This is a genomic window from bacterium (assembly GCA_030654305.1).
Taxonomy (GTDB): domain Bacteria; phylum Krumholzibacteriota; class Krumholzibacteriia; order LZORAL124-64-63; family LZORAL124-64-63; genus PNOJ01.
On record JAURXS010000082.1, the window covers coordinates 1 to 24,329 of the forward strand.

Sequence of the window (24,329 nt, forward strand, 5' to 3'; positions counted from 1 at the left end):
TTGCCGCGCCAGGACGAGCTCGCGGCGCGGCTGGGGCCCGCCGCCGCCCAGAGCCTGCACTGGCACTTCATCGGGCCCCTGCAGGCCAACAAGGTGCGCAAGGCGGTCGGCCGCTTCGCGCTCATCCACGCCGTGGACACGCCGTCGCTCGCGGAGCGGATCTCGCAGGTGGCGCTGGAGCGGGGCCTGCGCCAGCCGGTCCTGCTGGAGGTCAACGCCGCCCGCGAGCCGGGCAAGTTCGGGCTCGATCCGGACGCGGCCGTCGCGGCGGCCGTCGCCGCCGCCGCGCTGCCGGGCCTGGACCTGCGCGGGATGATGGCCATGGCCCGCCAGGACGCGCCGCCGGCCGAGCTGGGCGCGACCTTCGCCCTCGTGCGTCGCCTCGTCGAGGCGGCCCGCGCGGCCACCGGCCTGGCGCTGCCCGAGCTGAGCCTGGGGATGTCCGACGATTTCGAGATCGCGATCGCCGAGGGGGCGACCCTGGTGCGCCTGGGCACCGCCGTGTTCGGGGCGCGACCGCCGAGCGCCTGAGCCGGCGCCGCCGGAAGGAGAGGTAGCGTGCTGCTGCGACTGTTGCTCGCCTGCTGCGAGGTCTACAGCTGGCTGATCATCGCCAGGGTGGTCATCAGCTGGCTCAACCCCACGCCCCGTCACGAGATCCTGGTGATGGTCTGCAGGGTCACCGACCCCTTGCTCGATCTGCTGCGCCCCCTGATCCCGCTGCGCGGCCTGGACCTGTCGCCCATCCTGGCCCTGCTGCTGGTGCGTCTGGGCTGCGCCCTGCTCACCAAGCTGCTGTCCGGCTAGGCGGGGCGCGCGCTCTTGATGCCCGGGGCGCCCGGAGCGTCCGGGGCGATTGTCCTTCCCCCTGGTCCGCCCGCATGCTAGGTTTCCTCGTTTCCAGACGGTGGGCCGCCCCGCGGCGCCCCCGGCCACCCTGCCCCGGCCACCCTGCCTGGGGGCGCGACAGCCCGGAGGACGGACTTGAACGAGACGTGGACGCAGATCCGGGAAGCCGTCGACTTCCTGCGCGGGCGCTGCCCGCTGGAGCCCGAGGTGGGCCTGATCCTGGGCACCGGCCTCGGCGCCCTGGCTGACAAGATCGAAGCCGAGTGCACGCTGGACTACGCCGAGATCCCGCACTTCGCCAGCTCGACGGTGCAGAGTCACCACGGTCGCTTCGTCTTCGGCACCCTCGGCGGCCGCCGCGTGGTGGCCATGCAGGGCCGCGTCCACTACTACGAGGGCTACACCATGCGCCAGATCACCCTGCCCGTGCGGGTGATGCGCGCGCTCGGCGCCGGGACCCTGGTGATGTCCAACGCGGTCGGCGGCATGGACCCGCACCTGCGCCCCGGCGACATGACGGTCATCACCGACCACATCAACCTGATGGGCGACAACCCGCTGCTCGGCCCCAACGACGATCGCCTCGGCGTCCGTTTCCCCGACATGAGCGAACCCTACGACCGCGCGCTGGTGGAGCTGGCCGAGACGACGGCCCTGGAGCTCGGCCTGCCGCTGCACCGGGCCGTCTACGTGGCGGTCGCCGGCCCGAACCTCGAGACCGCGGCCGAGTACCGCTTCCTGCGCGCGATCGGCGCCGACACCGTCGGCATGTCGATGGTGCCGGAGTGCCTGGTCGCGGTGCACGGCGGCATGCGGGTGCTCGGCCTGTCGGCGGTGACCGACGCCTGCTTCCCCGACGCCCTGCACCCCGCGGACGTCGACGGCATCATCCGCACCGCCGCGCTGATCGAGCCGAAGCTCTGCCGCCTGGTGACCGAACTGCTGCGACGGCTCCCGCCCGCGGGCGGGGCCGCCTAGGACGGAAGGCATGTCGAACGAGACGCCGCGCTACGCGCCGCTGGCCCGCAAGATCCACGACGCCGAGTCCGAGCGCCTGGTCAGCGCGTTCTGGCGCGAGCACGACGTGTTCCGCCGCAGCATCGCCGGGCGCGAGGGCCGGCCCGACTGGGTCTTCTACGAGGGGCCGCCCACGGCCAACGGCCTGCCGGGCGTGCACCACGTGGCCGCGCGCCTGACCAAGGACATCGCCTGCCGCTACAAGACCATGACCGGCCACCGCGTGCTGCGCAAGGCGGGCTGGGACACCCACGGCCTGCCGGTCGAGCGCTCGGTCGAGAAGCAGCTGGGCATCCAGGGGCGCGAGGCCATCGAGGCCTACGGGCTGGAGGCCTTCAACGCCAAGTGCCGCGAGAGCGTGTGGGCCTGCAAGGCGGAGTGGGACGAGTTCACCGAGCGGCTGGGCTACTGGGTGGACCTCGACGACCCCTACATCACCTACCAGGACAACTACATCGAGTCGGTCTGGTGGATCCTGTCCCGCTTCGCGGCCGAGGGCCTGCTCTACCGCGGCCACAAGGTCGTGCCATACTGCCCGAGCTGCGGCACGCCCCTGTCGAGCCACGAGACGGCCAGCGGCTACCGCACCGTGGAGGATCCGAGCATCTTCGTGAAGTTGAAGGCCGTCGATGCCGACGAGCACTTCCTGACCTGGACGACCACGCCCTGGACCCTGCCCTCGAACGTGGCGCTGGCCGTCGGCGCGGACCACGACTACGTGCGGGTGCGCCACGGCGACGACGTGCTGGTCCTGGCCGAGGCGCGCCTCGGCGTGCTGGACGCGGGCACGCCGACCGAGGTGCTCGGCCGCTGCAAGGGCCGCGACCTGCTCGGCCGCCGCTACGAGCAGCTGTTCCCGCTGCTGCCGGTCCCGGCCGGCAAGGAAGCGTTCAAGATCGTGGCCGCCGACTTCGTCACGCTCGACAGCGGCTCGGGCATCGTCCACCTGGCGCCCGCCTTCGGCGAGGACGACTACCAGGCCGGCCTGCGCGAGAACCTGGCCTTCTTCAGCCCGGTCGACGCCGCCGGGCGCTTCACCGACGAGGTGCCGCCCTACGCCGGCCGCGCCGTCAAGGAGTCCGACCGGCAGATCATCCGCGACCTGCGCGCCCGGGGCTGCCTGCTGCGCGAGGAGGGCTACACCCACGAGTACCCCTTCCACGACCGCTGCGGCAACCCGCTGATCTACTACGCCACGCCCAGCTGGTTCATCCGCACCAGCGAGCTGCGTGAGAAGCTGCTGGCCGCGAACGCCGACATCCGCTGGGCGCCGCCGGAGGTGGGCAGCGGCCGCTTCGGCAACTGGCTGGCCGGCAACATCGACTGGTCGCTCAGCCGCAACCGCTTCTGGGGCACGCCGCTGAACGTCTGGATCTGCGACGCCTGCGGCGAGCAGCACCTGCCGACCTGCCGCGACGACCTCACGCAGCTGTCGGGGGCGGACCAGTCGCGGCTCGACCTGCACCGGCCCTTCGTCGACGACCTGACCTTCCCCTGCGCGCGGGCGGGCTGCGGCGGCGTCATGCGGCGCACGCCCGAGGTCATCGACTGCTGGTTCGACAGCGGGGCCATGCCCTTCGCCCAGTACCACTACCCGTTCGAGAACCGCGAGCTGTTCGAGAGCCAGTACCCGGCCGACTTCATCAGCGAGGGCATCGACCAGACCCGCGGCTGGTTCTACACGATGCTGGTGATCGGCACCTTCCTGACGGGGCGCAGCAGCTACAAGAGCTGCCTGACCATCGAGCTGGTGCTGGACAAGCACGGCAAGAAGATGTCCAAGAGCCTGGGCAACACCGTCGAGCCGATGGCGCTGATGCGCGAGCACGGGGCCGACGCCCTGCGCTGGTACATGCTGACCGTCTCGCCGCTGTGGACCCCGACCCGCTTCGACGCCGAGGGCGTGGCCGAGGCGCGCCGCAAGCTGCTGGCGACGCTGGAGAACGTCTACTCGTTCTTCTCGCTCTACGCGAACCTCGACGCCTGGGACCCGAACGACGACGGCCCGGCCGACCCGTCGCTGCTCGACCGCTGGGTGCTGAGCCGGCTGCACAGCACCGCCGCCGAGGCCCGCGCGGCCCTCGAGGAGCTGAACTTCACCCGCGCCGCCAAGGCGATCGGCGCCTTCGTGATCGACGACGTCAGCAACTGGTACGTGCGCCTGTCGCGCCGCCGGTTCTGGCAGGGGGAGACGACGCCCGACAAGCGCGCCGCGTTCGCGACCCTGTTCGAGGTGCTGGACGGCGCGGCGCGGCTGCTCGCCCCGATGATCCCCTTCACCGCCGAGGAGATCTACCGGGCGCTGCACGGCGGCGGCGAACGCTCGGTCCACCTCGCGGACTACCCGGCGTGCGACGCGGCGCGCGTCGACGCGCAGCTCGAGGCGGTCATGGCGGCGGCGCAGGCCGTGGTGGGCGTGGGCCGGAGCCTGCGGCAGGATGCCCAGATCCGCACCCGGCAGCCCCTGGGGCGGATGCTCCTGCACGCCGATGACGACCGCGCCGCGGCGCTGCTCGGCGACCCGCGCCTGCGCGGCATCCTGGCCGAGGAACTGAACATCAAGGAGATCGCCGCGCTGGACGATCCGCTGCGCGTCGCCCGCCTGTCGGCCAAGGCCGACTTCCGGGCCCTGGGGCCGCGCTTCGGCAAGCGCGCGCCTGCCGCCGGCCGCGCCATCGCGGCGATGACGCCGCAGCAGGCCCTCGCCCTGCGCCGCACGGGCTCGGTCGAGCTGGACGTCGAGGGCGTGGCCGAGAACATCACCTTCGAAGAGGCGCGCGTCTCCGAGGAGGGGCTCGCCCCCTGGGCGGCCGGCTCCGTCGACGGGATGACCGTGGCGCTGGACACGACCCTCGACGAGGCGCTGCTCGACGAGGGCCTGGCCCGCGAGGTCATCAACCGGGTGCAGAACCTGCGCAAGAAGAGCGGGTTCGCGGTCGCCGACCGCATCCGCCTGGCGGTCGCCGGCGACGGCGACGCGCGGCGGGCCCTGGAACGCTTCGGGGAGAGGATCGCGGGCGAGACGCTGGCGCAGCTGGTCGCAGCCTCGCCGGACCTGCCCCACACCGACAGTTTCGAGGTCGACGGCGTCGCCATCGAGGTGGCCATCGCCCGGCTGGCCGTCAACTGAGGAGGGACCATGCGCAAGACCGAACTCGAGCGATTCCAGAAGCTCATCCTCGAGGAGAAGGAGCGCGTCGAGAAGTCGCTCGCCAAGCACACGAAGATCATCCACCACGAGGGGGAGGACTTCGGCGGCGACCTGGCCAAGGCCCATTCGAACCACATGGCCGACCAGGGCAGCGACGAGTTCCAGTACGAGACCACGATCCAGTTCGCCAGCAGCGAGGGGCGCTACCTCTACCAGCTCGAGCAGGCCCTGCTGCGCATCGAGGACCGCAGCTACGGCGTCTGCACCGGCTGCGACGCCCAGATCGGCCTGGAGCGCCTCAAGGCCAAGCTCGACGCCAGGCTCTGCATCGAATGCAAGGAGCGCGAGGAGAAGGAGCGGCATTGAGAAGCCCCCGCCTCGGCCTCCCGCGCCTCCGCTCACCTTGGCTGCTGGCGCCGCTGGTGCTCGTGGCCGACTTCGCCGCCAAGCGCCTGGTGCTGGCGAACGTGGACCGCCTCGCGCGCCCGGTGGAGGTGCTCGGCGACGTGGCCCGCTTCGCCTATGTGCGCAACCCCGGCGCCGCGATGGGGCTGCCCCTGGGCGGCCGCGGCTTCCTGATCGGCGTGAGCCTGCTCGCGGCGGCGGTCCTGGCGGCGCTCTACCGCCGCACCGACCCCGGTCAGCGGCTGCGCCGCTGCGCCCTGGCCGCCATCATGGGCGGCGCGCTGGGCAACCTGGTAGACCGGGCTTTCTACGGCGGGCTGGTCGTCGACTTCATCGACCTGGGGATCGGTGCCCACCGCTTCTACACGTTCAACGTGGCGGACATGGGCGTGACGCTCGGCGGCGCGGCCCTGTTCCTGTCGCTGTGGCGCGAAGACCGCCCGCCGCGCACCGCGCCCGGCGACCCGGCGCCCGCGGGCGAACACGCCGGGACCATCGCCGACGCGGATCCCGCGCCCGGCTCCTCCGACCCGGGACGTCGCGATGACTGACGCAGGACAGCCCCGCCTCTCGTTCACCGTCACGCCGCAGGAGGCGAACAGCCGGCTCGACCTCCTGCTGACGGAGCGGATGCCCGAGACGTCCCGCAGCCGGATCCAGCGCGCGCTCGCCGAGGGCGCCGCCACGGTCGACGGGCGCCCCCGCCCCAGCAACTACCGGGTCCACGCGGGCAGCCTCGTCGAGTTCACGCGGCCGGCGCCGCCGGCGCCGTACCTGGGCGCGCAGGACATCCCCCTGAACGTGGTCCACTGCGACGAGCACCTGGTCGTGATCGACAAGCCCGCCGGCATGGTCGTGCACCCCGCCCCGGGACACCGCTCCGGGACGCTGGTCAACGCCCTGCTGCACCGGTTCGGCGACCTGCCCGGCGACAGCGCGCGGGCCGGGCTCGTGCACCGCCTGGACAAGGATACCTCCGGCCTGCTGGCCGTGGCCCGCACCGAGCTCGCCCACCGCGGCCTGTCGGCCCAGCTGCGCGACCGCACGCTGGGGCGCATCTACGCCGTGGTGAGCTGGGGGCAGTGGGACGACCGCGAGGGCCTCATCGCCGAGCCGATCGGGCGCCATCCCCACCGCCGTCGCATGATGGCGGTGGTCCCCGGCGGGCGGCCCGCCGGCACGCGGTACCGCGTGGTGGAGGATTTCGGGTTCGTGCAGCACTGCGACGCCGAGCTGCAGACCGGCCGCACCCACCAGATCCGCGTCCACTTCGCGCACGGCCACCACCCCGTGGTGGGGGATCCCCTGTACGGGGACGACGCCCGCGAGCGGCTGGTCCACCCCCTGGACCGCCACGCGGCCCAGGCCATGGTCGCGCGGGCCGGCCGCCAGATGCTGCACGCGCGCGAGCTGCGACTGCGCCATCCCGCCACGGACGAGCCGCTCGTGTTCACCTCGGCGCTGCCGGACGACATCGCCGAGGTGCTCGGGATCCTGCGCCGGGCGACGCCGAGCGCGGACTAGCCGGCGCGGCCCGCGGCTGCTTCGGGCTGGACAGGGCCGGGGCCGGTCCGTATCCTCGCAGTCGGGACGCGCCGCGACCGGCGCCGGAAGGAGGCCAGGTGAAGATCAGGGAACGCAAGCGCGACGGCGTGGTGATCCTCGAGCTCAACGGCAAGCTGATGGGCGGGCCCGACGCCGCCGCGTTCAACGACACGCTCAAGACCCTGATCCACGAGGGCCACCGCAACGTCCTGGTCGACCTGGCCAAGGTCAACTGGGTCAACAGCACGGGCCTGGGCATCCTGATCTCCGGCTATTCGACGGTGCGCCGCAGCGGCGGCGACCTGCGGCTGCTGAACGTGTCGGATCGCGTGGAGAGCATCTTCATGGTCTCGAAGCTCCACACCGTGTTCGTCTCCTACTCGAACGAGGAAGAAGCTGTCCGCAGCTTCGCCTAGGGGGAGCCATGACCAGCGCGAACGGTTCCTCCCAGCAGGTCGAGGTGATGCTGCCCAGCCGGCTGCTGTTCCTCGGCGTGCCCGATGCGATCCTGATGGAGCTGGCGAGCGACCTCCCGTACGAGCAGAAGGATATCGACGAGTTGAGCACGGCCGTCATCGAGGCCTGCACCAACGCCATGGAACACGGCAACGGCATGGAGCAGGAGCGCCGCGTCGAGCTCCATTTCCGCTTCGCCCCCGACGAGATCCGCGTCACGGTCCTGGACCAGGGCGCCGGCTTCGACTTCCGCAACTGGCAGCCGCCCGACGGCCTCATGCGCGAGCGCGGCCGCGGCATCACGATCATGCGCGAGTTCACCGACGAGCTGACCTTCGACCACGCGCCCGACGGGCGCTTCCGCGTGCAGCTGGTGAAGCGCCATCCCCGGCAGGACTGACGTGGGCGCCGTGCTCGCCCTGGACTACGGCACCAGCCGCATCGGCATCGCGGTCAGCGATCCCACCCGCACGCTCGCCACGGCGGTCACGGTGCACCGCGCCGGGCGCGACGGCCCGGTGGCCGCCTTCGTGGCGGCCCTGGTCCGCGAGCGGGGCGTCGACCAGCTGGTGGTCGGGCTGCCGCTGACCGCCGACGGCAGGCTGGGGGAGATCGCCGAACGGGCCAAGCGCTTCGCCGGGAAGCTGGGGGAGGATCTGGGTTTGCCGGTCGCACTGGTCGACGAGCGCTACACCACGCAGGAAGCCGAACGCCTGCTGCGCGGTCCCGGCCGCCGTCGCGGCCGCGAGTCGCCCGACGCGGTCGCGGCGGAGCTGATCCTGCAGCAGTACCTGGACGCCGCGGGCGCCGGCCGGGACGGTGGCGCGTGACGGCGCCCAGCCGGACGGCGACCTCGCATCTCGTCAGGGCGCTGCGCTTCCTGGCGTGGTCGTCGGCGGTGGTCCTGCTCGTCGCGGTGGGCACGGTCTTCTGGGCCTGGACGGAGTGGGACCGCGCGGGCCCCGGCGGGGACGGGACGGTCGAGATCCGCGTGCCGCCCGGCTCCAGCCTCGCCACGGTCGCCGACACGCTGCAGGCGCGCGGACTGCTGGACCGCCGCCGCGCGTTCGTGCTGGGCGCGCGGCTGACCGGTTCGGACCGCTCGATCCGGGCCGGCCGCTACGCCGTGCCGCGGGGGCTGTCTCCGCGCGAACTGCTGATCCTGCTGGTCGACGGGCGGACGCTGCCGGTGGTGGTCATGGTGCCCGAGGGGCTGCCGACGCGCGAGGCGGTGGTCGGCGTCGCGGAGGCCTTCGGCTGGGCGCCCGCCACGTTCCGCGCCGCCTGCGACGCCGAGGTGCGCGCGCTGCTGCTCGAGACGGCGGGCGATCCCGCCGCCTACGCCGCGGCCCTGCTGCAGGAGAGCCTCGCCCGCGGGCGGGAGTTCCCGCTCTGCGAGGGGTACCTGTTCCCCGAGACCTACCACTTCGCCGAAGGCGCCTCGGTCCGCGACGTCGCCCGCGCGATCATGCGCGCGGGGTGGGACCGCTGGGTCCCCGACGCGCGGGCGCGTCTCGCGCTGGGGGACCTGCCCCTGCGCACGCCGCACGAGGTGCTGACCCTCGCCTCCATCGTCGAGGCGGAGACGCCGCGCGTCTCGGAGATGCCGCGGGTGGCCGCGGTCTACCTGAACCGCCTGCGCGCCGGCCGACCGCTGCAGGCCGACCCCACCGTCGCCTACGCCCTGGACAAGAAGGGGCGGCGGATCCTGTACTCCGACCTGCGCACGCCGTCGGTCTTCAACACCTACCTCAACGAGGGGCTGCCGCCGGGCCCCATCGGCAACCCGGGGCTCGCGGCGATCGCGGCGGTGCTGAAGCCCCAGCCCGGCTGCGAGGATTTCTTCTTCGTCGCCGACGGCTACGGCGGTCACGTCTTCTCGCGCACCCACGCCCAGCACGAAGCGGCGGTGAAAGTCTACCGCCAGCGCCGGGCCGCGGCGTCGGCCGCTCCGAAGACGGGAGCCGCGCTCGCCGACTCCGCGAGCGGACCGCCCCCCGCGACGGCGCCGGAGTCGCCCTGACCCACGCCGTCTTGACGCCGCCCTGCCGCGGGGCTACCCTGGCGCCACGCGGACGGAGGCACGCCGCGGGGCCGAGAGGGGAGAACGATGTTCCGCAAGTACCTGGGGCTGATTCTGGGGTTCGCGACGATCGCCGCCGGCTACGCGCTGCTGGCCGGGGGGGACATCACCGTCGCGCCCCTGCTGCTGGTCCTGGGGTATTGCGTCCTGGTGCCGCTGTTCCTGTTGCGGTCCTTCCTGCGGGGCAAGGGCGAATAGCTCAGCTGGTCAGAGCACCTGCTTTACACGCAGGGGGTCACAGGTTCGAACCCTGTTTCGCCCACCACCCTCCCCGATGGACCCCAATCCGGCATTTTCGGGAACCTGATACAAGACTATCATTGTCTCAACTTATGATCATCTGTGAATAAGGGGGCCGGTAACCCAAAAAATAGTGTTGCACGCCGTCCTCCCCGGTGGTACACTCATATCGTCAAGTTAAGGACTTATGAAGAGTGGAAGGGAGGGTCAACGTAATTGCACTCGTTCTCGCTTGGGTTTGCCACCCTCGCATGAAAATGCCTTTTAGGAGGTGTCCTAATGCTTCGTAGGAACATTGTGGGTCTTGTGATCTGCGTCGCTGCCCTGGGTGTCAGCACTCTGGGCGTGGCGGGAGTCCCTGACCTGGTCAACTCGAACGCCGATCTGCCCGCGGGACTGCCCCAGGTGAGCGTGTTCCTGACTCCCGACGGCACCGGCAACCTGATGACTGAGGCCCGAGCCATCACGACGCCGCCCCTGGACGTTGTGAACGCCACCATCACGGTGACGCTGTTCGACGCCGGCATGAACGCCGTCTTCGCCTATCCTTTCGAGGACATGTGGCTGGAGACGACGCTCGGCGGTCTGGCGGCTTGCACCAACGGCACCCTGGCCAACGCCAACACCGACATCAACGGCGTCACGACCTTCGTGGGCCCGTTCTATGCCGGCGGCTACTCGAACAAGGTGGCCGGTGAGTTGACCCAGGTCATCATCAACGGCTCTCCGCTGGTGGGCGAGGACCTGAACGTTCTGTTCAACAGCCCCGACCTCTTCGCGGATGGCGTGGTTGACTTGAGCGACGTTTCGTTGTTCTCGGCTTCCTATGGCACCACCGACTACAGAGCCAACTACTTTTACGACAGTTCGGTGAATCTGTCCGACTTGGTGCTCTTCTCGAGCTCGGTCAACGTGGTGTGCCCGTAAGGAATTCTCAGCCCCGCGGCCCCGGGCCGCGGGGCGACACTCCTCGGCAACCAGTTGACCGAGGCAGACAACACAAAGGAGACGCAACATGAAGAAGTTGTTAGCTCTGACCGCCATCGCGCTGTTGGCCTTCAGCGTCAGCGCCTCGGCTCAGGTCGATCCCGATCCGGACGGCTTCGGTGTCTACTTCGATACCGCTGCTACCTCGTTCAACATCACGTACGCCGGCGGCTTCGCTCCGGTGAACGTGTACCTGATGATCACCCGTCCGTCGGGCGCCTTCATCCGGGCTTGGGAGTGCACGATCGTGGAGACCAATAACTTCACGGTCGCCGGTACCTGGACCCTCAACGGTGGCCTGGACGTCGACGGCGACGCCCTGGACTTCGTTGTCGGCATGGGCACCACGCCGCACCCGCAGGCCAACGCGATCGTGCTCGCGAGCAAGACGATGTACGGCGCCGCCCCCGGTGCCGGCTCGGCTGCGACCTTCACGGTCAAGGGCGTCGCTGGCTCCGTCAGCTTCCCCGCCGGCCAGCCCGGCTACGTGCACACCCTGGGCATCAACACCCCGTGCCAGGTCCTGACGGGCATCATGACCGCGCCCCAGGCCTGCATCAACACCGCGTGCATGGTCGTCGCGAACGAGGACATGTCCTGGAGCAACGTCAAGGCTCTGTACTAGTCTTCGCCCAGCGATTCGAGTGACTGTCAGCTAGGGGCCGCCCTCCGGGGCGGCCCCGTTCCTTTACGGCGCGCCCTTCCCGTCGCGGTCCCCGGCCGTCTCCCGGCGCCACATGGGAGGCTGTTGCCGGGGAAAGACGCTTGACAGGTCCGGCGGTTGCCCGGATATTGATGCTCAACCGACGCAGGAATCCCGGCATCCTGTCCGATGGGAGCGGGGCCTGCCATCGCGGACCGAGAAGGTCATCGCGGGCGATAAGACGTGGGCGACATGGCGCGGGCGATCCGTCGCGGGTGCGACGTGCCGTCGACGCGTGCGGTTAGGCAGCCGATAACGTGCCTGCAAGCTCTGACTGGGAAACTCCGTGTGACTGTCGATTCTGGTGATTGGCAATTCCGAGCGAAAGGGGACAGACCGATGAAGAAGATGCTACTCGTCCTGAGCGTGATGGTGCTGACCGCGTCCATGGCCTGGGCCTACCCCGGTCCCGACAGCATGGGCATCTACGCCGATGCGACCAGCACCGGGCCGGCCGTGAACTGCATCAACGTGCCCGCCTTCGTGCCGACGAACATCTACATGTGCATCACCAACCCCAGCAACTCGCCGGTGCTGGCCTGGGAGGCGCGCATCACCAACACCAATGCGGCCAGCATGATCGGCACGTGGGTGATGTCCGGACTGGACGTCGACAACGATGCTGAGGACTTCGTGATCGGCAACGGCGCCGCGCCCCTGGATCCGAATGCGCAGAACGTCGTGGTGCTGGGCACGATGCAGGTCATCATCCTGAACGCCGCCGCGGTGATCGACTTCACGATCTCGAACATCCCCGGCTCGGTCAGTTTCCCCGGCGGCACCCCGGGCTTCGTCCACACGCTGGGCTTCAACACGCCCTGCTACCCCGCCACCGGCGGCACGCCGGGCACGCCCTACGTGTACAACCCGGTGTTCCGCATCAACGGCCCCGAGGCCGGCCAGTGCCTCGTCGCCGCCGACGAAGCTTCCTGGAGCGAGATCAAGACGCTGTACCGGTGACCTTGCCGTACATCGGCACGCGGAGGGGCGGGGAGACCCGCCCCTTCCGTTTGGCACGGCACGCGTCCGCGGGGCGATGCCCTCGCACCGCGCGTTGACCGCCGCGGCGGCCGCTCTTATACTGACCTGAAGTTCCACCCCCTGGAAGCCAAGCCCTCCCCCTGGGCAAGGAGATCGCGGCATGAGCCGGTTCCCCGTCGACGGTGAGCGTGCACAGCGCGTCCTGCTGCACCTCTCGCCACTGCAGATCCTCGCGCCACTGCTGACCCTCGCGCCCCTGTTGCTGGCCGGCGGCATCGCAAGCGCCGCCCCGCTGCTCGTCACCCAGATGGACCCGCTGACCGCGACGATCCGCCTGGAGACGGGCGAACCCGTCTGGCGGACGGCGTTCGAGCGGGACGGCCGGACGTACCACCGTCTCGAACTGCCCGGCTTCGTCGGCACGGGTGAGCCGCGCCGCCCCTCGGTGCCCGCCCTGGGGAACTGGCTCGTCCTGCCCCCGGGCACGCGGGCGGTCGTCCGCCTAGACGAGGCGGTCTGGGAACCCCTCGACGGCCGCCTGGTGGCGCCGGCGCCCACGCTGGTGCTGCGACCTCATCCCGGCGGCGGCGATCCCGTGATGGAAGAGCAGGATCTGCTGCCGGGCGAGCCGCCGCGCGGCGGCGTCGAGGCCGTGACGGCGCAAGCGCCGAACGGCGGCGGCGCTCCGGCGGGCCTGGAGGTGGGGGAGCCTCGCCTCTGGCGCGGGCACCGCATCGTCCCGCTGACGGTCCGGCCGCTGGACGTCGGCGACGACCTGCGTTCGCGACGCCTGCTGCGTCGCGCCGCCTGGACGATCGTCTTCGAGCCCGAGGCGGGGGCCGTCGCCAAGGCAGGCGGGCGCCTGGAAGCCGGCGACGCCCGCTTCGGCCATCTCTTCCTCAACGGCGCCGCGCTGTCCGCCCAGCCCCGCGAGGCCGTGGCGCCGATCGGCGGGGACAAGTCCGCCCTGCGCCGCAGCGCGGCCCTGCTGGGCCCCGAGATCCGCGTGCCGGTGACGCGCACCGGCCTGTTCCGCTTGCGCGCCGCCGACCTGGCCAACGCCGGGCTGCTGCCGGCCGGCGCGGCCGCGGACCAGCTGCGTCTCTACCAGCGCCGCTACGTGCCAGGCCAGACGCCGCCCTACGACGAGATCGAGGTGCCGGCGGACCTGATCGACGACGGCGGCGACTTCGCCGGCGAGGACGCGCTGGTGTTCTACGGCCTGCGTCCGCGCGACGACGGGCCGTTCGTCCACAACGAGTTCGGCTACGCCAGCTGCGGCGATTCGCTCGAGACCTGGAACCCCGGCGCGCTCGACCCGGTCAACGGCGGCAACATCTACTACCTGGCCGTCGCCGACCCGCCGGTGGGCGAGACCTGGGCCCGTATGTCGCAGATCGAGTTGCCGCCCGCCCAGGGCGCGCCCGCGGCGTCGTACCGCCGCGTCGACGTGCGCGAGGAGGACTCGCACTACATCGTGCGCCCGTACAACGCCTTCGTGGACCGCTACGCCTGGAACAGCAAGGAGGACCGCGAGGTCGTCCGCGATCTCGGCGCCGTCAACCCCGCGCCCGGCGGCGCGGCGTCGTTGCGGGCCGGCGTCTCCGGCTACGGCCTCACCCTGCGCACCTTCAACTTCGCGCTGGTGCGCGACGAGGTCCCGACCGCGCTCGGCACGCTCCAGGCGAACCACGCGGGCGCCGTCTTCACTGCGCCCGCCGGCCTGACCGGTGCCGACCTCGAGGGATCGGCGCTGCGGATCAGCGGACCGACGAACTACCTCATCGGCTACCTCGACTGGTTCGAGGTCGCCTACGACGCCCTCTACCGCGCCCGGGACGACATCCTCGACTTCCACGCCGGCGACGCCGCCGGGCAGCGCTCGCTGGCGGTGACCGGGTTCACCGATCCGCAGCTGTGGGTCTACGACATCTCCGACCCGCGCGCCCCGCAGCGGGTGGCGCTGGCGGGGGACAACCTCGTCGACGCCGGGGACGGCACCTGGACCCTCTCGCTCGACGCCGCCCAGGACGCGCCCGGCGCCCGCCGCTTCGCGGCCCGCGCCGGCGTGCTCACCGCGGCGCTGCCCGCGGTGCCGACCTTCCGGCTCAGCCGCGTGACCGCGGCCGACGATCCCCTGGCGGCGGCGGCCGGGGCCGACGTGCTCGTGGTCGCGCACCCCGACTTCCGCGCCGAGGCCGAGCGCTGGGCCGCCCACCGCGTCGCCCGCTCGCCCGAGCCCCTGACGGTCGCCGTGCTCGACGTCCACGCGATCTACGACTGGTACGGCGGCGGCCTGAAGAACCCGCGCGCGATCAGGCGCCTGGTCTCGCGCGCCCTCGAGGCGGGAGGCCCGTGGGCCCTGCAGATCTTCGGCGACGGCAACGAGAACGCGCGCGCGCTCAGCGCGGACGACGCGGCCCGCGACTTCGTGCCGGCGCCGATGTTCCGCTGGACCGCGACCAACTACGAGAACGAGATGCTGCCGTCCGACGAGTGGTACGCCACGCCAGGGGCCGGCCTCGACTATCCCGGGGACAACCTCTCCCTGCCGTTCGCCCTGCCGGAACTGCTCGTGGGCAGGTTCCCGTGCAACTCGGCGGCCGAGGCCGCGACCCTGGTCGACAAGGTGATCGGCTTCGAAGCCGCCGTCGGGACCTGGAAGAAGCGCGCGATCGTCGTGGCGGACGACGCCTGGTCGGACGGCTACGACGTCGGGCTCGACGAACTCATCTACCAGAGCGGCGAGCAGGTCTTCGAGACCAGCCTGGAAGAGGGCGCCGTGCTCTGGGATTCCTTCGCCGACGCCCGCGACGGCTACCCCGGCGATCCCGCCTTCGAGGCGTCGCGGGTCTACGCCGGCGACTGGCTCGACCTGCACGAACCCTTCCCCGGCGGCACGCGCTCGCGCCTCGCCTTCCGCGGCATCGCCGAGACCGAGATCGTGCCCGTCCTGCTGGCGCGGTTCGGCGCCGGCGCCATGCTGGCCACCTACCAGGGGCACGCCAACGACCACGTGCTGGCCCACGAGCAGGTCATCGAGGACGTGCCCGTGATCCAGTACCGCCAGGACGTGGCGAGCCTGGCGAACGCCGGCAAGCCCTTCGTCTTCGTCGGGCTGGGCTGCCACGTCTCGCGCTGGACCCGCGACATCTCGCCGGAGTCGAACCCGACGACGCGGCCCTCGCTGGGCGAGAAGTTCCTGCTGCGACCCGGCGCCGGCGCCGTGGGCGTCTACGCCAGCCCCGGCTACGAGTACCGCGACCCCAACGCGGCGCTGGCGCGCCTGCAGGCCATCGCGATGCTGCGGACGCCGCCGGCGGGACCGTCCGGCCGCACGCGCTGGGTCCTGGGCGAATTGCTGGCGTCCGCCGAGGCCTCGTTCCTGGCCGCGTCGCCCAACAACTGGCAGTACCGGCACGCGGTCGCGCAGTTCTGCCTGCTGGGCGACGCCCTGATGGTGCTGGACGCGGGCCCGCCGCGTCTCGACGTGCGCCTGGACTGGGATCTGCTGGAGGACGGCGCGGCGGTCAAGGCCCAGGACGCGGCCAACACCGTCGTGCTCACCGTCAGGGCCTTCGACGAGGCGGGGATCGACCGCCTCGAGGTGACCGGCGTCGAGGGCGCGACGGTGACCGCGACGCGACCCGCCGGTGCGACCAGCGACCAGCGCACGGCCTTCGAGGTGCGCCTGCCGGTGCTCGCCCAGGACGCGACGGCGGTCCTGCACGTCTACGACACCGCCGCCGCGCGCGACGACGACCCCCACGCCGCGTTCACCGTGCGGATGCCGGTGTCGGTCGTGCTGTACCTCGAGGGCGAACTGTACGTGGCCGGAGAGACGCCCTTCCCCTCGCCGGGGCCGGGCGCGTTCACGGGCCGCGCCGTCACCGCCGCGTTCCTGCCCGAGGACGCCGTGCTCGAGCTGCTGGGCCGCCACGTCGCGCTCTCGGGCGTCACGCTCACCCGAGTCGATGAGGACACCGTCGTCCTGGCCTTCACCGCGGCCAAGAACGGCGCCGGGCCGGCCGCGGTCGTGCTGCTGATCGACGGCCGCGGCACCGAGATCCCCCTGGAAGAGATCGAGACGGGGGATACCGCCGGCATCGCCGACCTCATGGCGTTCCCGAACCCGGCGGGAGAGCGGACCCGCTTCGTGTTCGCCACCGACGCCGCCCCCGGTCCGGGCAGCATCCTGGTCTACACCGTCGCCGGCCGGCTCGCGGCGCGCCTGCCGGTGGCCGCGGACGACTTCGTCGGCGGCGGGCGGGTGATCGTGCCCTGGGACGCGCGCGACGGGCGGGGCGACAGGCTCGCCAACGGCGTCTACCTCTACCGGGTCGAGCTGTCCACGGGCGCGGGCGTCGTGGCCAGCGACATGCAACGACTGGTCCTGATGCGGTGAGCGCGGGCCTGGGCAGGCGCACGCCCGGACGGGTGCGGATCATCCCGCTGCTGGGCGTCCTGCTCGTCGTCGCCGTCCTGGGCGGCGGCTGCGCCGGCCGCCGGCGTGGGCCCGTCGTGACGCCGCCCGCCTCGTCTGCGCCCGTGTCGGCGCCGCACGCCGGCGACGTCACGCCGGAGGACGGACCGCGCCTGCCGTCGCCGACGCCGGCGGACACGCTCACGCCCGCGGACGAACCCGGCCTGCGGTCCGACGAACCCGTGTTCCTCGCCATCGGCCTCGCGACCGGCAAACCCCGCTTCGAACTGACGGTCGAGGGCGCGACCGAACTGATCGGCGGCGGGGACGCCCGCGTCCTGGCCCGCCTGCCCGCCGGCGCCGCCTGCGTGCTCGAGGCCGGGCGCGGCGGCGTCTCCTGGCGGGGCGGGGGCCGCGACGGCGTCGCCGCGGCGCCGCTGCTGCTGCGTCCCGTCGATCCCCGCCACGGCCTGGTCTGGGGCGACACGCCCTACGGCGGCGAGATGCGGATCCTGCGCCCCCAGTCCGGACTCACCCTGATCAACGTGGTCGCGCTGGAGGAGTACCTGCGCGGGGTCGTGCCGTGGGAGATCGGCCGCCCCGGTGCGCCGGGGCTCGCCGCGCTCGAGGCGCAGGCCGTCGCCGCCCGCACCTACAGCCTGGCGCACCGCGGCGACCGCAGCGGCCTGGGCTTCGACCTGTGGGCCGACGTGCAGGACCAGGTCTACCACGGGCGCCGCGGCAACGACCCCTGGTGCGATCGGGCCGTCGACAACACGCGCGGCCTGGTGCTCCGCCACGGAGGCCGCGAGATCGAGGCCTACTACTGCTCGACCTGCGGCGGACGCACCAGCGACGTGCACGAGGTCTGGCCGCGCGAGCCGCGCCCCTACCTCACGAGCGTCGCGGACGGCCCGTCGGAAGAGGCCTGGTGCCGGGGCTCGCCCCTGTTCCGCTGGGAGAAGTCGTGGTCCGCCGCCGATCTCGAGCGCGTGCTGCAGCGCACCCTGCCCGAGTACCTGCAGTGGCTGTCGGCCTCGTCGGCGAGACGGGACTGGGCGGGCGAGGGCTTCGCGCCGGCGCGGGCCGGCGTCGACGCGCGTCGGCCTGGTCGGTTGCGCGGCCTGGAGATCGCCGGCCGGACGAGCTGCGGGCGCGTCGCGCGGCTGGACGTCCGCACCGACGCGGGCGTCTACCGCATCCGCGGCGATCGCGTCCGCTGGGTCCTGGTTCCGGTCGACGGCCGTTTCTCCATCCTCGAGAGCGCGAACTTCGACCTGTCCGTCGAGTCCGGACGCGACGGCGGCCTGCGCCGCGTCACGGTCGCCGGCCGCGGTTTCGGGCACGGGGTCGGGCTGTGCCAGCACGGCGCGCTGGCCATGGCGCGCGCCGGGCACGACGTGCGCGAGATCCTCGCCCACTACTATCCCGGCGCGCGTCTCGAAGCGATCGGCGCGCCGTGAGCGGGGCCGGGGCCAACGGCGGCGCGGGGGTGGCCGGACGTCTGGTCGTCGGCCTGCTCGGCCCCGCGCTGCTGCCGGCGGAGGCGGCCTGGCTGCGACGGCACCGGCCGGCGGGGGTCATCCTCTTCGGCCGCAACGTGCGCGACGCCGGGCAGCTGCGCGGCCTCTGCGACGACCTGCGCCGCGCGTTGCCCGCCGGCGCCGAGATCATGGCCGACCAGGAGGGCGGCGCGGTGTCGGTCCTCGCCGCGGCGGCGGGGCGCCCCCCGTCCGCCTGGACGCTCGGCGCGATCGACGACCCGGAACTGACCCGCCGCGTCCACCGCGCGACGGCGCAACGCGCCCGCGATTGCGGGATCGACCGCCTGCTCGCCCCCTGCGCCGACGTCCTGCTCGCGCCCGGCAACACCGTGATCGGCAGCCGCGCCTTCGGCTCCTCGTCGGACCTGGTCGCCCGCCACGTGGCCGCCGCGGTGCGCGGACTGCGCGAAGGCGGCGTGCGCTGCTGCCTGAAGCATTGGCCGGGGCACGGCGCCGTCGCGCGCGACACCCACCTCGGCGCGGCGTCGCCCGTGCCCTTCCGCGACGAGCGGCCCTACGCCGCCGGCTTGGCGGCTGGCGCCGAGGCGATCATGCTGGGGCATCTCGTCGCTCCGAGTGAGGCGAGTCCCGCTTCGCTGAGCCCGCCGGCCGCCGCGCGCGCGCGCCGGCTCGGCGCCGGCCTGCTGCTGAGCGACGACATCACGATGGGCGCACTACGCTTGCCCCTGGCCGCGCTCGGCGTCACCGCGCTCGGCGACGGTCTGGCCGAACCGGGCGACCTGCTGCCGGCGTGGCTCGCCGCCGTCGACGCCGGCGCCTGCGACCGGCTGTTGTGCCGGGGGATCCCCTGGCGGGCCTTGCCGGTCGACGGCACGGAACCGCCCGCCGGCGTCGCGGCGCCGCCGCTCCCTAGACGCGACGCCCAGGCGGAATCCGCCTGGCGCGAAGCGCGACGCCGCGCCGTCGCGCCCTGCCTGGACCCGCGGGCGGGTCCGCTGGCGCTGTGGTTCTCCGCGCCCGACCACCGCTGGGGCTCGCCGGACCGGCAGACCCTGCGCGCGGCCGGCTGGCGCGGGCGGTGCCTGACGGTGCCGTTCGACTCGTCCGGTGAGCCGCCGGCGGCGCAGCTCCTGGTCTCCGGGCACGCTCCGGCCGCCCCCGAGCGGCTGGCTGCGGCTAGCCGCTGGTTCGGGCGCGCGCTGGCGGAACGCGGCCGCTGCGTCGTGCTGGGTCACCCGGGCCTGGCGTTCCAGGTCAAGGCCCTGTTGCCGGGGGGCTGGTCCGTGGTCGCCGGCGCCGGCGTGACGCCCGCCGACATCGCCCCGCTGATCGTGCCTTCGTCGTCGAACATTCAGGACCGCGCAGGTTGACAGCCCCGGGGGGTCGGCTTATATTCGGCGACCGTGAGTGGGGGCGTAGTTCAGCTGGTTAGAACGCCGGCCTGTCAAGCCGGAGGTCGCGAGTTCGAATCTCGTCGCTCCCGCCACCGCCTTTCCGACCCGCGCCGAGCGCGGGTCTTTTCTTTCTCCCCGCGCACTTGTCGGCTCCGGATTCGAATCAGATCATGCGAAAATCATAAGATATCAAAACCCATGACAAACCAGCAACAAGCTCCCGGCACAAGTGAAGAACTTGTCAAATCTATCTTGTAGTTCTGCGGATATTTGCGTTAAGATTCACCCGCATCATGGTCTTTGCCAGGAGCCGTTCCCATGACTCCTGCCACTTCGTGAGGACCGGCCGCCTCAGCGATGAGGCCAACGAAAGGGACCCGGAATGAAGCGTCGCCACATGTTACTGATCGCCTTGGCCATGCTGAGCGCGGCCTCCGTCGTGAACGCGGAACCGACCATCGGCGTGTTCTTCGACACCGAAGGGCTGCAGGCCCAGCTGGTCGCCGAACCTGGCACCGTGCAGACCGGCTACGTCCTGATCAACAACTCCGACATGATGATCGGCGGCGCGGCCTTCAAGATGGAGACCGAGGGCGGCTTCATGATCGTCGGCGAGACCTGGGCCAACGGCATCCTCTTCGGCTCGCTGCTGACCGGCGCCGAGATCGGCCTCTACACCGCCCTGCCGCAGTTCGGCACCGACCCCGCGGTGATTTGCACCATCCAGATCTTCGGGACGGAGATGGTGATCAACTCCCACCTGACGATCGTCAACGATCCCGACTACGCGACGCCGGTGGTCGCCAACAACAACGCCATCATGTTCCCGGCTACGGGCCTTGTCTCCAGCGTGACGCTGCGCAGCACGCCGGAGATCGGCGTCTTCTTCGACACGGCCGCCACGCAGCTGTCCGCGGTCTACAACGGCGGCTTCGACGAATTCCACCAGGCCTGGATCTGCGTGCGCAACGCCGAGATGATGGTCGGCGGCGCCGCGTTCAAGCTGAACCTCGATCCGCGCATCCTGCTGATCAGCGCCACGCCCGCCAGCGGCCTGATCATGGGCAACCCGCTCAGCGGCGTGGAAATGGGCCTGTACACGAACCTGCCGGTCTTCGGCTCGACCCCCGGCATCCTGTACTCGCTGCTCTTCTCGACCCTCAACAACCAGATGATCGACGCGACGCTGTCGATCACCAACCACCCCAGCTACGACACCCCCAAGGTCGCGGACAACAACGCCGTGATGTGGAACGCCGACGGCCTGACCTCCTTCCTGACCATCCCGGTGGCCACCGAGGAGATGAGCTGGGGACAGGTCAAGAGCCTGTACTAGCCGCGACGTGACAAGGCGGCGCAAGGGCGCCGCGGCGGGAGGCCGGTCGGCGACGACCGGCCTCCGCGTTTCCGTCCGGACGCTTTCGCCGCGGACTTGAGCGCGGCCACGGTCGGTGCTACGTTGACGGCGCCGGTGCGACGGGCCTCCCGCCGGCCGCGCTCCGGACCGCATCCCGAACGACGAGGAGAAGCCGATGCGAGGTGTCTTGCGAATCGCCGCCGCCGCCCTGGCGGTCCAGGCCCTGACCGGGCCGGCCGTCGGCGCACGCGCACAGGATCGAGCCGCGGACCGCGGCAGGTTGGAGGTCGCCAGGATGGACACGCCGATCGTCGCCGACATCTCGCAACGCCTGGCCGCCTTCGCGCCGACCAGGATCGGTACGGACCTCTCGCGCCTGACGGCCTCCGAGCTGGCCGTGCTGGACCGGCTGGTCGCCGCGTCGGCGATCATGCACGAGCTGTTCGTGGACCAGGCCCTGCCCGACCGCGCCGGCTTCGAGGCGGCGCTGCGGGCCGCGGCCGGTCCCGGCGCCGACGCTGCGCGCGCCTACTTCGGGATCAACGCCGGGCCCTGGGACCGCCGTTTCCACTTCGAGCCGTTCATCGGCGGCCTGCCGCATCCCGAGGGTGCGAACTTCTACCCGGCGGACCTCACCGAGGCGGAGCGGGCGGCGATCGGCGCCGACCCCGCGCTCTCCGGCCTGACCACGATGGTGCGCCGCGACGCGGCGGGCGGGCTGGCCGCCGTGCCCTACTCCGAGTTCTTCCGCGCGGAGCTGACCCGCGCCGCCGGCCTGCTGCGCGAGGCGGCCGGGCTGACCGACAACGCGTCGCTGGCCGCGTTCCTGGTCGCCCGCGCCGACGCCTTCCTGTCCGACGACTACTACGCCTCGGACATGCTGTGGATGGACGTCGACAGCCGCGTCGAGATCACCATCGGCCCGTACGAGACCTACGAGGACGGCCTGTTCGGCTACAAGGCGGCGTTCGAGGCCTTCGTGACGGTCACCGATCCCGCCGAGTCGCAGCGCCTCGCCCGTTTCAAGGACGTGCTGCCCTGGCTCGAGTCGAGCCTGCCCCTGCCCGAGGCCGACAAGAACCCCAACCGCGGCAGCGACTCGCCCATCCGCGTCGTGGACGAGGTCTACACCGCCGGCGACACGCGCACGGGGGTGCAGACCATCGCCTTCAACCTGCCGAACGACGAGCGCGTGCGCGAGGCCAAGGGCAGCAAGAAGGTCCTGCTGCGCAACATCATGGACGCCAAGTTCACGACCATCCTGACGCCGATCGCCGAGCGCCTGGTCGTCGCCGACCAGCTGGGCGACCTCGCGGCCGAGTCCTTCTTCCTGCACACGCTCTGGCACGAGATGAGCCACGGCCTCGGGCCGGGCCGCATCGTCGTGGACGGGCGATCGACCGAGGTGCGGCTCGAGCTGAAGGACCTCTACTCGGCCATCGAGGAGGCCAAGGCCGACGCGATGGGCCCGTGGTGCATCTTCCGCCTGCAGGAGCGCGGCGAGTTCCCCGCCTCCATCTACCGCGAGCAGGCCGCGACCTACCTGGCCGGGCTGTTCCGTTCGGTCCGCTTCGGGATCGGGGAGGCCCACGGCGTGGCCAACGCCTTGCAGTTCAATTACCTGCTGGAACAGGGCGTGATCACGCCCGAAGACGGCAAGTTCCGGATCTCCTACGAGGCCTTCCCCGGCGCGATCGCGCAGCTGGTCCAGGAACTGCTGTCCGTCCAGGCGGCCGGCGACTACGCCGGCGCGAAGGCCCTGCTGGACCGTTACGGCGTCATGCCGCCCGTGCTGGCCGCGGCTCTGGACCGGCTCGACGACGTGCCGGTCGACATCTTGCCCCTGTACGACGTCGGATCCCGCTGACCTCCCGCTCGGCGAGCGCCCCCGTCCGCCACGAGCGGACGGGGGCATCTGTTTATATGACAATGAGATCCATAGTCCATGATAATTCTATGACATTTATCCTTGCATCGATAACAAACACTCGCTATGGTCCCCCATAGCACTAGGATATCGGGGGGGGACCCACCCAACAGGAGGTTGAACATGTCCAGGATCGTGAAGCAAGGGCTGCTGCCGGCCCTGATGCTGTGCGGCTTGCTGGCCCTCGTCGGCTGCGAAGGCGACCAGGGGCCCGTCGGCGCCCAGGGCCCCGAAGGCCCCGCCGGCCCTCCCGGGCCTCCCGGCGGCACCAGCGAGTTCACCTACGCGGGCTACCAGGGCGAGGCCTGCCTGCACTGCCACGGCCGCACCGTTGCCGACGTGCGCACGACCGGGCACAACGTCGCCTACGCGGGCCTGGACGCCGAGTCCCAGGACCTGCCCTACTGCCTGCAGTGCCACACCACCGGCTGGGACACGCCGATCGCCTACGGCGTCACCGAGTTCGAACCCAGCGGCGACGACGTCCACGGCTACGACGACTACTTCGGCGTCGACACGGTCGAGGCCGCCTCGCGCCGCGACGCGCTCGAGAACGTCCAGTGCGAGTCCTGCCACGGCCCCATGGGCCCGGACTTCAACGCCCACACCCCGAGCGTGGTCTTCTCGACCATCGTCGACGGCGAGGTCACGGCCTCCTGCGTGCCCTGCCACGAGGGCCAGCTCGACGAGTGGCAGACCTCCGGCCACGGCACGGCGAGCGGCCTGACGCACGAGGAGTTCGTCGACGAGTTCGGCGGCAGCGCGAGCTGCAAGCCCTGCCACACGAGCGAGGGCTTCATCGCCGCGCACGACCCCGTCTACGCCTCGTACGACTTCGGCGGCGACGTCAACTTCATCGGCTGCGTCACCTGCCACGACCCGCACGTGGGCGAGGCCGGCGGCGGCAACATGGCCCAGCTGCGGGCCCTCGGCGCCGTCGAGATCGTGTACACGCCGGGCCTGACCCCGGGCGACCCGAGCATCCCCAGGATGGAGGACAAGGGGGCGGCCCAGACCTGCGCCCAGTGCCACCACGCCCGCCGCAACGCGACGAACGTGTCCGGCCAGATCGCCAACGGCAACGCCCACTTCGGGCCGCACGGCAGCCCGCAGATGGACATGTACATCGGCGCCGGTTGCTACGAGATCCCCGGCTACACCTACGAGCGCGAGCACTCGCACAAGAACATCGACGACGCCTGCGTGAAGTGCCACATGGTGCGCGAGGTGCTCCTGCACGGCGAGCTGCAGGACCACTCGTTCCACACCTTCACGCCCGACGTGGGCAACTGCGCGCCCTGCCACA

The 24,329-nt window shown here is 71.6% G+C and carries 21 protein-coding genes and 2 tRNA genes; all 23 read left to right on the plus strand.

Annotated elements, in window-relative coordinates; genetic code table 11:
* Nucleotides 1–531 (plus strand): YggS family pyridoxal phosphate-dependent enzyme (locus tag Q7W29_02145; GenBank protein ID MDO9170613.1); only part of this gene is annotated, 531 nt, incomplete at its 5' end.
* A gap of 27 nt (nucleotides 532–558) precedes the next feature.
* On the plus strand, nucleotides 559–807 hold the full coding sequence (locus tag Q7W29_02150) for a YggT family protein (GenBank protein ID MDO9170614.1): 249 nt from the start codon (nucleotides 559–561) through the stop codon (nucleotides 805–807).
* Nucleotides 808–984: 177 nt separating this feature from the next.
* Nucleotides 985–1,827 carry a purine-nucleoside phosphorylase gene (locus tag Q7W29_02155; protein MDO9170615.1) on the plus strand — a complete coding sequence of 281 codons (843 nt, stop codon included), beginning with the start codon at nucleotides 985–987 and terminating at the stop codon, nucleotides 1,825–1,827.
* A gap of 10 nt (nucleotides 1,828–1,837) precedes the next feature.
* The gene (gene ileS / locus Q7W29_02160) at nucleotides 1,838–4,996 is read left to right on the plus strand and encodes an isoleucine--tRNA ligase (GenBank protein ID MDO9170616.1); all 3,159 of its coding nucleotides are present in this window, start codon (nucleotides 1,838–1,840) and stop codon (nucleotides 4,994–4,996) included.
* Nucleotides 4,997–5,005: 9 nt separating this feature from the next.
* On the plus strand, nucleotides 5,006–5,383 hold the full coding sequence (locus Q7W29_02165; GenBank protein MDO9170617.1) for a TraR/DksA C4-type zinc finger protein: 378 nt from the start codon (nucleotides 5,006–5,008) through the stop codon (nucleotides 5,381–5,383).
* On the plus strand, nucleotides 5,380–5,973 hold the full coding sequence (gene lspA, locus Q7W29_02170; GenBank protein MDO9170618.1) for a signal peptidase II: 594 nt from the start codon (nucleotides 5,380–5,382) through the stop codon (nucleotides 5,971–5,973). The genes Q7W29_02165 and lspA overlap by 4 nt, the downstream gene beginning before the upstream one ends.
* A complete protein-coding gene (locus tag Q7W29_02175; protein MDO9170619.1) occupies nucleotides 5,966–6,946 on the plus strand; it encodes an RluA family pseudouridine synthase in 981 nt (326 codons plus the stop codon). The genes lspA and Q7W29_02175 overlap by 8 nt, the downstream gene beginning before the upstream one ends.
* 98 nt (nucleotides 6,947–7,044) lie before the next feature.
* Nucleotides 7,045–7,383 (plus strand): STAS domain-containing protein, encoded by a 339-nt coding sequence (locus Q7W29_02180; GenBank protein ID MDO9170620.1) that lies wholly within the window; start codon nucleotides 7,045–7,047, stop codon nucleotides 7,381–7,383.
* Between the two features lie 8 nt (nucleotides 7,384–7,391).
* Nucleotides 7,392–7,823, plus strand: coding sequence for an ATP-binding protein (locus Q7W29_02185; GenBank protein ID MDO9170621.1), 432 nt, complete (start codon nucleotides 7,392–7,394; stop codon nucleotides 7,821–7,823).
* A 1-nt stretch (nucleotide 7,824) separates the two neighbouring features.
* A complete protein-coding gene (ruvX, locus tag Q7W29_02190; protein MDO9170622.1) occupies nucleotides 7,825–8,253 on the plus strand; it encodes a Holliday junction resolvase RuvX in 429 nt (142 codons plus the stop codon).
* Nucleotides 8,250–9,446, plus strand: coding sequence for an endolytic transglycosylase MltG (mltG, locus tag Q7W29_02195; GenBank protein MDO9170623.1), 1,197 nt, complete (start codon nucleotides 8,250–8,252; stop codon nucleotides 9,444–9,446). The genes ruvX and mltG overlap by 4 nt, the downstream gene beginning before the upstream one ends.
* Nucleotides 9,447–9,533: 87 nt before the next feature.
* Nucleotides 9,534–9,704 carry a hypothetical protein gene (locus Q7W29_02200; GenBank protein MDO9170624.1) on the plus strand — a complete coding sequence of 57 codons (171 nt, stop codon included), beginning with the start codon at nucleotides 9,534–9,536 and terminating at the stop codon, nucleotides 9,702–9,704.
* Nucleotides 9,695–9,771: transfer RNA gene (locus Q7W29_02205), tRNA-Val, on the plus strand. Before Q7W29_02200 ends, Q7W29_02205 begins: the two co-directional genes overlap by 10 nt.
* Before the next feature lie 254 nt (nucleotides 9,772–10,025).
* Complete coding sequence (locus Q7W29_02210; protein ID MDO9170625.1) at nucleotides 10,026–10,673, plus strand: hypothetical protein; 648 nt, start codon at nucleotides 10,026–10,028, stop codon at nucleotides 10,671–10,673.
* An 88-nt stretch (nucleotides 10,674–10,761) separates the two neighbouring features.
* On the plus strand, nucleotides 10,762–11,358 hold the full coding sequence (locus Q7W29_02215) for a hypothetical protein (protein ID MDO9170626.1): 597 nt from the start codon (nucleotides 10,762–10,764) through the stop codon (nucleotides 11,356–11,358).
* Nucleotides 11,359–11,775: 417 nt separating this feature from the next.
* Complete coding sequence (locus tag Q7W29_02220; protein ID MDO9170627.1) at nucleotides 11,776–12,396, plus strand: hypothetical protein; 621 nt, start codon at nucleotides 11,776–11,778, stop codon at nucleotides 12,394–12,396.
* A 181-nt stretch (nucleotides 12,397–12,577) separates the two neighbouring features.
* Complete coding sequence (locus tag Q7W29_02225) at nucleotides 12,578–16,822, plus strand: C25 family cysteine peptidase (GenBank protein MDO9170628.1); 4,245 nt, start codon at nucleotides 12,578–12,580, stop codon at nucleotides 16,820–16,822.
* Nucleotides 16,819–18,303, plus strand: a complete 1,485-nt coding sequence (locus Q7W29_02230) for a SpoIID/LytB domain-containing protein (GenBank protein MDO9170629.1) — start codon at nucleotides 16,819–16,821, stop codon at nucleotides 18,301–18,303. The genes Q7W29_02225 and Q7W29_02230 overlap by 4 nt, the downstream gene beginning before the upstream one ends.
* Nucleotides 18,300–19,715 carry a glycoside hydrolase family 3 N-terminal domain-containing protein gene (locus Q7W29_02235; protein ID MDO9170630.1) on the plus strand — a complete coding sequence of 472 codons (1,416 nt, stop codon included), beginning with the start codon at nucleotides 18,300–18,302 and terminating at the stop codon, nucleotides 19,713–19,715. The genes Q7W29_02230 and Q7W29_02235 overlap by 4 nt, the downstream gene beginning before the upstream one ends.
* Before the next feature lie 39 nt (nucleotides 19,716–19,754).
* A tRNA-Asp gene (locus Q7W29_02240) sits at nucleotides 19,755–19,831 on the plus strand.
* A 290-nt stretch (nucleotides 19,832–20,121) separates the two neighbouring features.
* Nucleotides 20,122–21,075, plus strand: a complete 954-nt coding sequence (locus Q7W29_02245) for a hypothetical protein (protein ID MDO9170631.1) — start codon at nucleotides 20,122–20,124, stop codon at nucleotides 21,073–21,075.
* Nucleotides 21,076–21,391: 316 nt separating this feature from the next.
* A complete protein-coding gene (locus Q7W29_02250; GenBank protein ID MDO9170632.1) occupies nucleotides 21,392–22,963 on the plus strand; it encodes a hypothetical protein in 1,572 nt (523 codons plus the stop codon).
* Between the two features lie 183 nt (nucleotides 22,964–23,146).
* The coding region (locus tag Q7W29_02255) for a multiheme c-type cytochrome (GenBank protein MDO9170633.1) at nucleotides 23,147–24,329 on the plus strand (1,183 nt) is incomplete at its 3' end.

Bases quoted from the DNA above. Each gene is read 5' to 3' on its own strand.
- Q7W29_02165 (MDO9170617.1), top strand. From the start codon at position 5,006: ATGCGCAAGACCGAACTCGAGCGATTCCAGAAGCTCATCCTCGAGGAG.
- Q7W29_02185 (MDO9170621.1), top strand. From the start codon at position 7,392: ATGACCAGCGCGAACGGTTCCTCCCAGCAGGTCGAGGTGATGCTGCCC.
- Q7W29_02245 (MDO9170631.1), top strand. From the start codon at position 20,122: ATGAAGCGTCGCCACATGTTACTGATCGCCTTGGCCATGCTGAGCGCG.
- Q7W29_02215 (MDO9170626.1), top strand. From the start codon at position 10,762: ATGAAGAAGTTGTTAGCTCTGACCGCCATCGCGCTGTTGGCCTTCAGC.
- Q7W29_02200 (MDO9170624.1), top strand. From the start codon at position 9,534: ATGTTCCGCAAGTACCTGGGGCTGATTCTGGGGTTCGCGACGATCGCC.
- Q7W29_02175 (MDO9170619.1), top strand. From the start codon at position 5,966: ATGACTGACGCAGGACAGCCCCGCCTCTCGTTCACCGTCACGCCGCAG.
- Q7W29_02225 (MDO9170628.1), top strand. From the start codon at position 12,578: ATGAGCCGGTTCCCCGTCGACGGTGAGCGTGCACAGCGCGTCCTGCTG.
- ileS (MDO9170616.1), top strand. From the start codon at position 1,838: ATGTCGAACGAGACGCCGCGCTACGCGCCGCTGGCCCGCAAGATCCAC.
- Q7W29_02210 (MDO9170625.1), top strand. From the start codon at position 10,026: ATGCTTCGTAGGAACATTGTGGGTCTTGTGATCTGCGTCGCTGCCCTG.
- Q7W29_02220 (MDO9170627.1), top strand. From the start codon at position 11,776: ATGAAGAAGATGCTACTCGTCCTGAGCGTGATGGTGCTGACCGCGTCC.
- Q7W29_02250 (MDO9170632.1), top strand. From the start codon at position 21,392: ATGGACACGCCGATCGTCGCCGACATCTCGCAACGCCTGGCCGCCTTC.